The sequence below is a fragment of the Plantactinospora soyae genome, assembly GCF_014874095.1.
In the GTDB taxonomy this organism is placed as follows: Bacteria; Actinomycetota; Actinomycetes; order Mycobacteriales; family Micromonosporaceae; genus Plantactinospora; species Plantactinospora soyae.
Window position 1 is genome coordinate 3,033,154 of record NZ_JADBEB010000001.1, and the last position, 12,587, is coordinate 3,045,740.

Annotated in this window: 14 protein-coding genes; 10 read left to right on the forward strand and 4 right to left on the reverse strand. The window is 71.4% G+C overall.

The window, feature by feature from the left end:
* Nucleotides 1–150 precede the first annotated feature (150 nt).
* From mshB to H4W31_RS13585, 3 genes are all read left to right on the forward strand, one after another.
* Complete coding sequence (mshB, locus tag H4W31_RS13575; protein ID WP_225946558.1) at nt 151–1,137, forward strand: N-acetyl-1-D-myo-inositol-2-amino-2-deoxy-alpha-D-glucopyranoside deacetylase; 987 nt, start codon at nt 151–153, stop codon at nt 1,135–1,137.
* An 11-nt stretch (nt 1,138–1,148) separates the two neighbouring features.
* A complete protein-coding gene (locus tag H4W31_RS13580; RefSeq protein WP_192772075.1) occupies nt 1,149–1,610 on the forward strand; it encodes a hypothetical protein in 462 nt (153 codons plus the stop codon).
* 116 nt (nt 1,611–1,726) lie between these two features.
* Nucleotides 1,727–2,191: a hypothetical protein gene (locus H4W31_RS13585; protein WP_192766999.1), complete on the forward strand. Its 465-nt coding sequence runs from the start codon at nt 1,727–1,729 to the stop codon at nt 2,189–2,191.
* Nucleotides 2,192–2,201: 10 nt separating this feature from the next.
* Here H4W31_RS13585 and H4W31_RS13590 read toward each other — a convergent pair whose 3' ends face one another.
* Nucleotides 2,202–3,311 carry a GNAT family N-acetyltransferase gene (locus tag H4W31_RS13590; protein ID WP_318783178.1) on the reverse strand — a complete coding sequence of 370 codons (1,110 nt, stop codon included), beginning with the start codon at nt 3,309–3,311 and terminating at the stop codon, nt 2,202–2,204.
* A gap of 79 nt (nt 3,312–3,390) precedes the next feature.
* On the opposite strand from H4W31_RS13590, the gene fdxA reads away from it, so the two are divergent.
* The 3 genes from fdxA to H4W31_RS13605 all read left to right on the forward strand — a co-directional run bounded on the left by fdxA (nt 3,391) and on the right by H4W31_RS13605 (nt 9,109).
* Nucleotides 3,391–3,714, forward strand: a complete 324-nt coding sequence (gene fdxA / locus H4W31_RS13595) for a ferredoxin (RefSeq protein ID WP_192767001.1) — start codon at nt 3,391–3,393, stop codon at nt 3,712–3,714.
* Between the two features lie 62 nt (nt 3,715–3,776).
* A complete protein-coding gene (gene dapC, locus H4W31_RS13600; RefSeq protein ID WP_192772076.1) occupies nt 3,777–4,853 on the forward strand; it encodes a succinyldiaminopimelate transaminase in 1,077 nt (358 codons plus the stop codon).
* 335 nt (nt 4,854–5,188) lie between these two features.
* A complete protein-coding gene (locus H4W31_RS13605; RefSeq protein WP_192772077.1) occupies nt 5,189–9,109 on the forward strand; it encodes a ThuA domain-containing protein in 3,921 nt (1,306 codons plus the stop codon).
* Nucleotides 9,110–9,296: 187 nt separating this feature from the next.
* Here the strand turns inward: H4W31_RS13605 and H4W31_RS13610 are convergent, their stop codons facing one another.
* Together H4W31_RS13610 and H4W31_RS13615 are read right to left on the reverse strand one after the other, a co-directional pair.
* Nucleotides 9,297–10,166 (reverse strand): tetratricopeptide repeat protein, encoded by an 870-nt coding sequence (locus tag H4W31_RS13610; protein WP_192767002.1) that lies wholly within the window; start codon nt 10,164–10,166, stop codon nt 9,297–9,299.
* Complete coding sequence (locus H4W31_RS13615; RefSeq protein ID WP_192767003.1) at nt 10,163–10,594, reverse strand: hypothetical protein; 432 nt, start codon at nt 10,592–10,594, stop codon at nt 10,163–10,165. The genes H4W31_RS13610 and H4W31_RS13615 overlap by 4 nt, the downstream gene beginning before the upstream one ends.
* A gap of 173 nt (nt 10,595–10,767) precedes the next feature.
* Between H4W31_RS13615 and H4W31_RS13620 the strand changes: the two genes are divergently transcribed.
* A complete protein-coding gene (locus tag H4W31_RS13620; protein WP_192767004.1) occupies nt 10,768–11,061 on the forward strand; it encodes a hypothetical protein in 294 nt (97 codons plus the stop codon).
* Between the two features lie 42 nt (nt 11,062–11,103).
* On the opposite strand, the gene H4W31_RS42725 is transcribed toward H4W31_RS13620, so the two are convergent.
* Nucleotides 11,104–11,265 carry a hypothetical protein gene (locus H4W31_RS42725; protein WP_225945520.1) on the reverse strand — a complete coding sequence of 54 codons (162 nt, stop codon included), beginning with the start codon at nt 11,263–11,265 and terminating at the stop codon, nt 11,104–11,106.
* Nucleotides 11,266–11,373: 108 nt separating this feature from the next.
* On the opposite strand from H4W31_RS42725, the gene H4W31_RS13630 reads away from it, so the two are divergent.
* The 3 genes from H4W31_RS13630 to H4W31_RS13640 all read left to right on the forward strand — a co-directional run bounded on the left by H4W31_RS13630 (nt 11,374) and on the right by H4W31_RS13640 (nt 12,572).
* On the forward strand, nt 11,374–11,571 hold the full coding sequence (locus H4W31_RS13630) for a Scr1 family TA system antitoxin-like transcriptional regulator (protein WP_192767005.1): 198 nt from the start codon (nt 11,374–11,376) through the stop codon (nt 11,569–11,571).
* Nucleotides 11,559–11,753: a DUF397 domain-containing protein gene (locus tag H4W31_RS13635; protein ID WP_192767006.1), complete on the forward strand. Its 195-nt coding sequence runs from the start codon at nt 11,559–11,561 to the stop codon at nt 11,751–11,753. Before H4W31_RS13630 ends, H4W31_RS13635 begins: the two co-directional genes overlap by 13 nt.
* Before the next feature lie 144 nt (nt 11,754–11,897).
* On the forward strand, nt 11,898–12,572 hold the full coding sequence (locus H4W31_RS13640; RefSeq protein ID WP_192767007.1) for an SIMPL domain-containing protein: 675 nt from the start codon (nt 11,898–11,900) through the stop codon (nt 12,570–12,572).
* Nucleotides 12,573–12,587: the final 15 nt, after the last annotated feature.

Below are 12,587 nucleotides of genomic sequence, written 5' to 3' on the forward strand. Positions count from 1 at the left end.
TATCGCGTGTCAGTCAGATGGTCGTAGCCATTTGCTAACTCTCCGGGTATGTCGACTAACTCCCTGGATACGGGATGTTCGACCACGCCGCGTAAAGTGTCGCGGGTGACGAATCTGGCCGCCCCAGCCGACCTCGCCGGCCCGCCCGACCTGTCCGACTCGACCGAGCCGGCCCGGACGGCCCCGGAGCTACCCGCGCGGCGGCTGCTGCTGGTGCACGCACACCCCGACGACGAGGCGATCGGGACCGGCGCGACGATGGCGTACTACGCGGCGGCGGGCGGCGGCGTCACCCTGGTCACCTGCACCCTCGGCGAGGAGGGCGAGATCCACGTGCCGGCGTTGGCCGGGCTCGCCGCCGCCGAGGGCGATCAACTGGGCGGCTACCGGATCGCCGAGCTGGCCGGCGCATGTGCCGCGCTCGGCGTACGGGACCACCGGTTCCTCGGTGGCGCCGGGCGGTACCGCGACTCGGGCATGATGGGCCTGGCCACCAACGACCACCCACGAGCCTTCTGGCAGGCCGATCTCGACGAGGCGGCCGGTCACCTGGTCGAGATCATGCGTGAGGTACGGCCGCAGGTGCTGGTCACCTACGACCCGAACGGCTTCTACGGGCATCCCGACCACATCCAGGCACACCGGGTGGCGATGCGCGCGGCGGAACTGGCGGCGGCCGAGGGCTTCGGGCCAGCCAAGATCTACTGGACGGCGATGCCGAAGAGTGTGCTGGAGGCCGGCATGCTCGCCTTCGCGGACTCGTCGGACAACCCGTTCGCGGACACCGACCAGGTCGACGAACTGCCGTTCGGTACGCCCGACGAGCAGATCGCGGCCCGGATCGACGGCACCGACCAGCACACCGCCAAGGAGGCGGCGATGCGGGCGCACGCGACCCAGATCCCGGACACCTCCTGGCTCTACTCCATCGCCAGCAACTTCGGCGGCGAGTTCATGGGGGTGGAGTACTACACGCTCGCCGCCGGGACCAAGGGCCCGGGCTCCGGGCCGTACGGCTGGGAGGACGACCTCTTCGCCGGTCTGCCCCTGCCCGCCGGATCTCCCGCGGTGTCTTCGGCCTCCTCCGGCGGTGACCCGGCGGAGGACTCCGTCGGTGATCTGGCGGGCGCACGGTGACCCTGCCGAGCCTGCCGATGTCCGCGCCACCGGAAGCGAGCCCCGATCCACCGCCAGCCGCCCGGCCGGCGGTCCTGGCCGCGCTGGACGTCGCGTTGCGGGTGGTCGGTGGGTTGCTCGCGGTGGCCGCCGCCGCGCTGACCGCCGTCCTGGAGCTGATGCTCGCCACGCTCCGGGTCGGCGGCGTGCTGATCGGGGTCTCCGCACTGCTGGCGGTGCTGGCCAACGTGGCGCTGAGCTGGTTCGCGCCCCGGGCCGTCGGTCGCCGGTGGGCGCTCGCCCTGCCGGCGGTCGTGTGGTTCATGCTGATGGTGGTCGCGGCCGGCGGTACCTCGGAGGGCGACGTCCTGATCGCCGGCAACAACTGGGTCGGGCTCGTGATGATCTTCGCCGGCTCGATGGCCTTCGCGGTGATGGGCTTCCGGATGATCATGGCCCCGCGCGACACCGTACCGGGCGCGGGCCGGCGCTGACCGCCGTACCGGAAACGTAGGGTTCTCGCACCATGGCTCCATCCAGCTACGGGTGGTAGAAATCTGTGGCAAGAATGCCCCAACGACGGTGGGGCCCTACGCCAAGAGGACGTGCGATGAAGGAGCGTTGGCTGCCGGTCGGAGTGCTCGTGGGTGTGCTGTTCGGGATCAACGTGCTGGCGCGACTGATCGCCCGGTTCGCCTTCAGCGAGGACACCGAACTGCAGGATCGGCTCTCGTTGGCCATGTTCGCCACGATCGGGCTGGTCCTGGCGACCCTCGCGTTCATCAGGGGGCAGCGCCGGCCGCTGCCGGACTGGGGCGGGGAGATGGCTCTCGCCGTACTGATCGCGATGGTTCTGACGATCTTCGTCGGACCCTTCATCAGCGGCAGTCAGCCCTTCGGCGCCGGTGCCGGGGCGTTCTTCTCGCAGATCTGGCTCTACGCCGGGTTCACCGCCGGTGGCGTACTGCTGGGCTATCTCGTGCTGACCGCGCTCGGTCGGGACTACCGGTCGCGGTCGCTCAAGCGCTTCGCGGAGGCCAAGCAGGCGAAGCCACGCCGGGTGGTCCGGCGCTGACACGCCGGGGTCAGTGCGGCGCGACCCGGGTCTGGTAGGTGTGGTGGGTGGTGAACCCCAGCCGCCGGTAGAGCGACACGGCGGCCTCGTTGCGCTCCTCGACCTGGAGGAAGGCGCCGGTCGCACCCAGCCCGGCGGCCCACTGCGCGGCGGCGCGGACCATGTGCTGGGCCAGACCCCGGCGGCGGGCCCCGGAGACCACCTCGACCAGGCTCAGGCCCAGCCAGCGCCCCTGGCCGGTGACCGTGCACCGGGCCACCGCGATCAGTTCCCGCCCCTCGATGGACGGCCCCTGCATGGAGCGGCTCGCGGTGGAGCGGTCTCCGGCGGGGCGGCTCCCGCCGGATCGGCTTCCCGTGGACCCGCTCGCGGCGCCGGTCGGTGCCGCGTACACGTGGGCGAAGCGGACCTGGTCCACGGCGGTGAGCACGTGCTGCGCGGCGGCCGGCAGCTCGGTCGCCGGCAGCGGGGCGGCGCCGTACCCGCGAGCCTGCTTCGCCTTGCGGTGCGCGGCCAGCCCGAACCAGCCGGCCGACGGCGTCTCCGCCAGCTCGACCGCCGGCAGGTCCGACCGGGCCGCGGCGGCCTCCAGGACCGTCGTCAGCGGGGCGGTCTGCACCAGCACCAGCGTCCGGGTGGTCCAGCCACGCTCGTCGAGGGCCGCGCCGACCGGGGCGGCCAGCGGCAGCGGTACGTTGATCAGAGCCGGCTGGCCCCGTTCCGCGTACCAGCGCTCCACCGCGTCGATCGCGTCGTCCAACGGGCGGTCCGGATCACCGATCGGAAGAGCCGAGTTCGCCCGGCCGCTCCACCCGTCGGCGGTACGCAGCAGCCAGTCGCCGAGCCGGTCCCGTACCGGGGCGGGCCATGCCTCGTCCGAGGCGAGTTCGAGTTCGATCACCGACGCCGCGCTCGGGCGTCGGGCCGGCGGCACCCGCTTGGCCCGGTGCACCTCGCCCAGGGGCACCCGCAGCGAACCGTTCGCGGTGGCCAGCGTGAGATGGGTCTCGGTCAGCTCGACGAGTTCGCCGAGAGCGTCGGTGAACAGGGTACGACCACTCTGATTTCCGACAATCCGCCGAACTACAATTCGGTGTCCCACATCCCGCCGTCCGAGCACGATCGACCCCCTCCCCGGCGACATACTAGGCTCTTACCGTCGCGGTCGATCGCGGCGTGGCTTGCGGAGGAGAAGATCGGTGACCTACATCATCGCCGAGCCGTGCGTGGATGTGCTCGACAAGGCGTGCATCGAGGAATGCCCGGTCGACTGCATCTACGAGGGCAACCGGATGCTCTACATCCACCCCGATGAGTGCGTCGACTGCGGGGCCTGTGAGCCGGTCTGCCCGGTCGAAGCGATCTTCTACGAGGACGATGTGCCGGAGCAGTGGAAGGACTACACCACGGCGAACTACGAGTTCTTCGAGGACCTCGGTTCGCCCGGTGGCGCCTCCAAGACCGGCAAGATCGAGAAGGACACCGCCTTCATCGCGGCCCAGCCGCCCCGGGGTGAGCACTGAGCCGCGACACACCGGCTTCCGGCCGGGCGTCTGACGCCGCACCGGCTGGCCGTACCGGCACGCTGCCCGACTTTCCGTGGGACCTGCTCGTACCGGCCAAGACGCTGGCCGGACAGCACCCGGACGGGATCGTCGACCTGTCGGTGGGTACCCCGGTCGATCCGGTGCCCGCGTCGATCCGGGCCGCCCTCGCGGCGGCCTCGGACGCCCCGGGCTATCCGCTGACCGCCGGCTCCCCGGCCCTGCGCGCGGCGCTGACCAGCTGGGTGGCCCGGGACTGCGGGGCCGACCCGGACCTCGTCGGGGTGCTGCCGACGATCGGCTCCAAGGAACTGGTCGCCTGGCTGCCCACCCTGCTCGGGGTGGGCCCCGGCGACGTGGTGGTGATCCCCCGGGTCTGCTACCCGACCTACGAGGTCGGGGCGCGGCTGGCCGGGGCGGAGGTCGTCCGGGCCGACTCACTGACCGCCGTCGGACCGGATCCCCGGGTACGACTCGTCTGGGTCAACTCGCCGTCCAACCCGACCGGCCAGGTGCTGCCCCCGGCGCACCTGCGCAAGACGGTGGACTGGGCCCGCGAGCGGGGTGTGGTGGTCGCCAGCGACGAGTGCTACCTGACGCTGGGCTGGGAGGAGACGCCGACCTCGGTGCTCTCGCCGGCCGTGGCCGACGGGGACTACTCGAACCTGATCGCCGTGCACTCGCTGTCCAAGCGATCCAACCTCGCGGGCTACCGGGCCGGATTCGTCGCGGGGGACCCGGCGATCGTCAGCGCCCTGCTAGCGGTGCGCAAGCACGCGGGGATGATCATGCCGGCTCCGGTGCAGGCGGCGATGGTCGCGGCGCTCGACGACTCCACGCACGTGGTCGAGCAGCGCTCCCGGTACGCCGCCCGGCGTGAGGTGCTGCGGGACGCGCTGGTCAAGGCGGGCTTCGAGATCGATAACTCCTCGGCCGGCCTCTACCTGTGGGCGACCCGGGACGAGGACTGCTGGACGACGGTGGACTGGTTCGCGCAGCGCGGGATCCTGGTCGCGCCGGGCGAGTTCTACGGCCCGACCGGCAGTCGACACGTACGGGTGGCGCTCACCGCCACCGACGAGCGGGTGACCGCCGCAGCTGACCGGCTGGCCGGTTAGGAAGGGCCCCCGCTCGTGGCTCTGGCCGGTTAGGAAGGGCCCCCGCTTATCGCTGTCGGTGATGGCAGGGGCCCCTTGTCAACCGACCGGGGTGCAGGCGACGGGTGCGGGGTGTCGCCCGGCGAGGAACGCCCCCGGGGGTACCAGAGAGCGCTCTCGGAAATTCGGGGGTGAGCGCTTGACGCGGTGGCAACACGCTCGTAACGATGTATGGACATCTCTCGCGCTCGCTCCGGTCGGCCCAACCGGAGCGGGCGTACCCCTCCCAGGGGCGTGAAACGGCGCGCACGCCTGTCCGTTGTTGACAGGAAAGGACTCTGTCCGTGCGCAATCGAATGCGAACATGGCTCGGTGCCGCGCTGAGCCTGCTGCTCGTCCTCGTCGCAGTGGCGGTGACGCCACCGGCGGCCAGTGCCGCTCCGGCGTTCAGCGTGCTGGTGTTCTCCAAGACCGCCGGCTTCCGGCACGGCTCGATCGGCCCCGGGATCACCGCGATCCAGCAGCTCGGCACGGCCAACAACTTCGCCGTGGAGGCCACCGAGGACGCCGGGGCGTTCACCGACGCGAACCTGGCCCGGTTCGACGCGGTGGTCTGGCTCTCCACCACCGGCGACGTGCTGGACACCGCCCAGCAGGGCGCGTTCCAGCGCTTCATCCAGGCCGGCGGCGGGTACGTCGGCGTACACGCCGCCTCCGACACCGAGTACGACTGGCCGTGGTACGGCGGGCTGGTCGGGGCGTACTTCGCCTCGCATCCGGCGCCACAGCCGGCCACCGTCAAGGTCGCCGACCGGGCGCACCCGTCCACCGAGACGTTGCCGCTGCGATGGAACCGCACCGACGAGTGGTACAACTTCCGGGCCAACCCGCGTGGCAAGGTGCACGTACTGGCCACTCTGGACGAGACGACGTACACCGGCGGTGGCAACGGGTACGACCATCCGATCGCCTGGTGCCAGAACTACGACGGCGGCCGGTCCTGGTACACCGGTGGCGGGCACACCGACGAGTCCTTCGCCGAGCCGCTGTTCCGGACCCATCTGCTGGGCGGCATCCGGACCGCGGCCGGGGCGGTGCCCGGGGTCTGCGGCGGTACGGTGGACAGCACCTTCCAGCAGGTGACCCTGGCCAAGGGGGTGGCCGAGGTCGGCGAGCCGATGAGCCTGACCGTGCTGCCGGACCGGGGTGTGCTGCACACCGCTCGGGACGGCACGATCCGGCACACCGACGCGGTCGGCAACACCAAGGTCGCCGGCCGGCTCGCCGTCTACACCGGCGACGAGGAGGGCTTGCAGGGCATCAAGGTCGACCCGAACTTCGCCACCAACCGCTGGGTGTACGCCTTCTACGCGCCCCCGCTGAACACCCCGGGCGGCGGCGCCCCGGCCACCGGTACGCCGGCCGACTTCGCCCCCTGGAACGGCGTGAACCGACTCTCCCGGTTCACCGTACGGGCCGACAACACGCTGGACCTGGCGAGCGAGACGCTGATCCTGGACGTACCGACCAGCCGGGGCATGTGCTGTCACGTGGGTGGGGACATCGACTTCGACGCCGCCGGCAACCTCTACCTCTCCACCGGGGACGACACCAACCCGTTCGACTCGGCCGGGTTCAGCCCGATCGACGAGCGGGCCGGCCGGAATCCGGCGTTCGACGCCCAGCGGACCTCGGCGAACAGCAACGACCTGCGCGGAAAGGTGCTGCGGATCAGGCCGGGTGCGGCCGGTGGGTACACGGTGCCGGCCGGGAACATGTTCGCGCCGGGGACTCCGAACACCCGGCCGGAGGTCTACGCGATGGGGTTCCGGAACCCGTTCCGGATGAGCGTGGACCGGGCCACCGGCGCGGTCTACCTCGGCGACTACGGTCCGGACGCCGGCACCGCCGACCCGAACCGGGGACCGGCCGGGCAGGTGGAGTTCGCCCGGATCACCTCACCGGGCTTCTACGGCTGGCCGTACTGCACCGGGAACAACGACGCGTACAACGAGTTCACCTTCCCGTCCGGGCCGTCGGGGCCGAAGTACAACTGCGCGGGCGGGCCGACCAACGACTCGCCGAACAACACCGGGATCCGGAACCTGCCGGCGGCGGTGCCGGCCTGGCTGCCGTACACCGGATCCCAGCCGGCGGAGTTCACCGGCGGCGGGCTCTCGCCGATGGCCGGCCCGGTCTACCGGTACGACCCGAACTCGACCTCCGAGGTGGCGTTCCCGGAGTACTACGACGGGACGTTCTTCGCCGGTGAGTTCGGCCGGCGCTGGATCAAGAACATCGTGCTGGACGAGGCGGGCCGACCCTTCAAGATCAATCCGTTCCCGTGGACCGGAACCCAGGTGATGGACCTGGAGTTCGGGCCGGACGGCGCGCTCTACGTCCTCGACTACGGGACCGGGTTCTTCAACGGCGACGAGCACTCGGCGGTCTACCGGATCGAGTACGCCCGCAACGGTCGGGCCCCGAAACCGGTGATCGCGGCGACCCCGACCTCCGGGGTGGCACCGCTGACCGTGACCTTCTCCTCGGCCGGCACCCTCGACCCGGACGGCGACCCGATCACCTACGCCTGGGACTTCGACGGCAACGGCAGCACCGACTCCACCGCCCCGAACCCGACCTTCACGTACACCGGGAACGCCACCCGGAGCGCGACGCTGACCGTACGGGACTCGACCGGCCGGAGCGCCACCGCCAGCGTGGTGATCACGGTCGGCAACACCGCCCCGACGGTACGGCTGGAACTGCCGGCCAACGGCCAGACCTTCAACTTCGGCGACACGGTGCCGTTCCGGGTGGTGGTGACCGATCCACAGGACGGCACGGTCGACTGCTCCCGGGTCAAGGTCAGCTACCTGCTCGGGCACGACTCGCACGCACACCTGTTGACCAGCGCCCAGGGCTGCACCGGCACGCTGCGGACGCTTGCCGACGGCGAGCACGACGTCTCGGCCAACATCTTCGGGGTGTTCGACGCGGAGTACACCGACAACGGCGGCGGCGGGCAGGCCCCGCTGACCACGCACGCCCAGAGCATCCTGCAACCCCGGGTACGCCAGGCCGAGCACTACTCGTCGTCCAGCGGAGTGCAGACCAGCGCCCCGGGGCAGGCGCACGGCGGCCGGGCGGTCGGGTACATCGACAACGGGGACTGGATCGCGTTCACCCCGTACAACCTGACCGGGGTGCGATCCTTCTCGGCCCGGGTCGGCGCGAACGTCGGCGGACACACCCTGGAACTGCGGGTCGGGTCGCCGACCGGACAACTCGTCGGGTCGGCGACCGTACCGGCCACCGGCGGGTACGGCGAGTTCCGGGATGTCACCGGGAACGTCACCGCGCCGGCCGGCACCGCCGAGCTGTACCTGGTGTTCCGGGGCACCGGCGGCGGGCTGTACGACATCGACGAGTTCACCCTGCTCGGCGAGGGCGGCGGCGGGCCGGGGCCGGATCCCGAACCGACCGGCAATCTGGCCCTGAACCGGCCGGCCAGCGCGTCGACGGTGCAGGGCGCCGACCTGCCCGCCTCGGCGGCGGTCGACGGCAATCCGGCCACCCGCTGGTCCTCGGCGCCCGCCGACCCACAGTGGATCACCGTCGACCTCGGGGCGTCGTACCAGTTGGGCCGGGTACGACTGAACTGGGAGGCGGCGTACGGCAGCGCGTACCAGATCCAGACCTCGGCGGACGGGACCACCTGGACCACCGTGAAGACGGTGACCGGCGCGGACGGCGGGGTGGACGACCATCCCGGGCTCACCGGCACCGGCCGGTACGTCCGGATCAACGGCACCGCCCGGGGCACCGGCTACGGCTACTCGCTCTGGGAGTTCGAGGTGTACGGCACCCCGTCCGGCCCGAGCGGCGGCGGCAACCTGCTGCTGAACCGGCCGGCGACCGCGTCCAGTGCGGAGGGGGCGGACGTGCCGGCCTCGGCGGCGGTGGACGGCAATCCGGCCACCCGCTGGTCGTCGGCGTTCACCGATCCGCAGTGGATCCGGGTCGACCTCGGCTCGTCCCGGGCGATCGGCCGGGTGAAGCTGAGCTGGGAGGCGGCGTACGGCAGCGCGTACCAGATCCAGACCTCGGCGGACGGGAACGCCTGGACCACGGTGCGGTCGGTGACCGGCGGCGACGGCGGGATCGACGAGCACACCGGACTCGGCGCCAACGGCCGCTACCTGCGGATCAACGGCACCGCCCGGGGAAGTGGCTACGGCTACTCCCTCTGGGAACTGGAGGCGTACCCGAGCTGACGGTTTGAGCGGATCAATAGTTGCGGAAGGGTTCCGGCGGGTGACTGCTGGCCGGAGCCCTTCCGCAGACGATCGGCCTCGGCGACCAGCAAGACACCTCAACCGTCAGTGTCACGATGAGTGGGCCGAGGTGCGCAGCTGTGGTGAACGACGTCGAACCTCACCCGGAATCGATCGGTAGAGTTGTTCAGTGCCAGTTCCGGCGGAGCCAGCGGCGGACCAGCGGCGGCACGACCCAGGAATAGACGCAGAGCAGCATCCACATCAGTCCGGCCACCCCCGCGAACGTGGGTAGACCGACCGTCTGGAGTCCGAAGATCAAGACGATCGCGGCCACCCAGACCTTCAGCGGGCCGAAGCGCAGCATCGGCCGTATCGGCAGCATCAGCGGGTGTTGCTCGATCTTCAGCTCCAGTGCGGACTCGGCGAACGCCTGCTCGGCGGGCATCGAGGCGACGGCCTGCCGGTAGCTCTCGTACGCCATGCCGATCCGGCCACGGGCGGCGCTGGTCCCGCCGAGCAGGGCGTGCGCGGCCGGGTGCTCCGGGTGGGCGGCGACGAACTCGCGGCTGATCCGCTCGGCAGCGCGGTCGTTGCCGCTGGCGAACGCTACCTGAACGCGGGTGGCGTACACGATCGGCTCCTCCGGCTCCAGGGCGGCGGCCCGCTCGACGAGCTTCGCCGCCTTCTCCACCTGGCCGTCGGCAGCACAGACGTCGGCGTAGGTGCAGAGCAGGTCTACGTCGTGTGGTGCCTGCGCCAGTCCGTCGAGCAGTGCCCGCTCGGCGACCTGCGGACGGCCGAGTCGGTGCTCGGCGCGGCCGAGGTGCCACAGCAGGTCGGGATGCGGCCCGGCGGCGGCCAGGCCGGCGCTCGCGGCTGTGACCACGTCGGACCAGCGGTCCAGTCGGCCCAGCGCGGCGCACCGCAGCAGGGTCGGGGGCACGCCGACTGCTTCGTCGGCCGGCAGCCTGGACAGTTGTGCCAGGGCCTCCTGCGGCCGGTCCGCCAGCAACAGAGCCTCGGCACGGGCCAGCACCGGCCACGCCTCGGTCATCGGACCAGCACCAGGATGAGGACGGCCTCCAGCACGCCAAAGCCGATGGCTGCGGCGAGGCCGGGGCCGACCAGGCTGGCGGGCTCACCGCCGCTGTACGAGTAGGCCCGGAACGGCGCACGCTGGAAGGACAGCACCACCAGCCAGACGAGCACGCCGGTGACCGTGCCGGCCAGTCGCACAACGGAGTTGCCGTCCGTGGCCCCGCTGATCGCGAGCCGCGCGCCGAAACCCACCAGCCCGGCCGCGCCGATGGTGAGCAGGTGGCGGCCGGACAGTCCCAGCCGCTGGCCATTGAGTACGCCGAGCGTGGCGGCGGCCAGCGGACCGCCGAAGAAGGCCGGGTACAGGATCGACTCGGGGCGCCAGGGCGGCTTGCCGGGCGTGGGCCGTTCCTGGATCGTCGGGCGGAACAGCTCGTCCTGCATGGGGTCCCCCATCTCTGCCGGTCGACGGCGCCGGCACAGCATAATGACCGTCCAGAAACGACTCGCCGACCGAGATCACAGTCGCGGCACCACCCGCCCGGCCACCGCGTCGACGGCGCAGGCAACTCACCCAAGAATCTCTCTACCTGGACATCGGAAGGGACGCTGACATCGTGGCCGAGGACGAGACCAGCGCACTGCGCTGGTACCTGGGGGTCGCCGTCCTGCTTCTCGGGGCGTTGCCTCCGCTGATGGTCGGTCTCTCGGCTGACCAGGCCGACCGCCCGAGTCTGGTGGTCGGGTTGCTGATCGTGGTGGCCCCGGTCTGTCTAGCTGGACTGGTCTACACCGTGCGTGGGATGGGTGCGTCCGAGGCGCGAACGCCGGGCCGACGACTGACGGTCGGCTTCGGCCTGGTTTGTATCTCGATCGCGGCCCTGGCTGCCGGTCGGGCCCTTATCGGTTGATCAGCGGTAGGCCCCTCAGGAGCTTAGGTAGGATTCGGACGCTCAGATTTGCGTCCTCCGGGCTGCACGCCGGTCGTCCGATCCGTCCGGCGTGCGCGGAACCCAGCCGAGGAAGCGTGCGGCCAGCGCCAGCAGATCGAGGTTGGGCGAGGTGGTGAGGAGATCGCGCAGCGCCCGGTGCAGGTGCCCGGCGAGGTGATCCACCAGCTCCGCCCGGGCGTCCCGGTAGGTGTGCAGCAGGCCCAGCCGGGCCGGTTGGCAGGGCCAGGGCGCGGCGCAGGACCGACAGAGATACCTTGGCCGGATCGGTACGTGTGCGGCCAGGCCGGGGCGTTCGCCATCGCTAGCCTGGACGACCGGCCCGATGTGGCCTACCTGGACGAGCAGGCGGAAGGGCGGCTGCGAAGCGACGTTGCCGCGCTCTGGCGTACCTGGGACACTCTGAGGTCGGTGGCGCTGCCGCGCGACCTGTCGATCGCACTCCTGAAGGCGCGAGAATGGCTGACCTGACCGGCGCCCGGTGGCGCACCAGCACCCGCAGCAGCTCCAACGGCGGTAACTGTGTCGAGGTGGCCGACAACCTGCCCGGCCGGGTCCTGGTCCGGGACAGCAAGGACCGCCACAACGGCACCCTCATCTTCGCCCCGACCGCCTGGCGCACCTTCGTCACGCACGTCGGGCGGCAGTCGTAGCGGCGAGCGGACACCACCGCATCACGCTCCGGGGTTTCGAGCCGGCGCGCGGCCTCCTCGTCACGGCCTGAACAGCGCGGTGGTGGTGTCGAGGCGGCTACCGGGACGGCGGCACGGACCGGTCGGCCGGACTAGGGTGGGCGGATGACGGATCAACCCACAGTCGTGGTGCGCGGCGAGGTGGTCCGGGAGGTTCCTCCGGAGATCGCCCGGTTCGCGGTCACGGTTTCGGCCCGCGACAAGGACCGCCCGGCCGCGCTGGCCCGGCTCGCCGAACGCTCCGGCGCGGTACGCGCACTGATCGACGGCTACGGCGACGCCATCGACCGCCGGGAGACCGGCCAACTCTGGGTACGCCCCGAGCTCAAGCGCACCGGCGAGCGCGTCTCGGTGTACGCCGGCAGCGCCACCACCACCGTGACGGTGAGCGATTTCGGGATGCTCGGCGAGCTGATGCTCCGGCTCGCGGACCAGGACCAAACCAGCGTCGCCGGCCCGTGGTGGGAGCTGCGGCCGGGTAGCCGGGTGCACCGGGAAGCCCGCCGGGCCGCCGTCGCCGAGGCGGTCGCCCGGGCCCGAGAGTACGCCGACGCGCTCGGTGCCGAGGTGACCGCCCTGCTGCAACTCTCCGACAGCGGAGTGGCGGACCGGCCGATGATGATGACCCGGGCCGCTTTCGGGATGACCGCCAAGTCGGGTGGCGGGATGCCGGAACTCGAACTCGATCCGCAGCTCCAGACGGTGCAGGCCACCGTGGAGGCCCGGTTCGCGATCAGTCCGCCCCGGCTGGACGTCACGCCGGACGCCACCGGCGGTTGAGCCCGGTGAGATAGT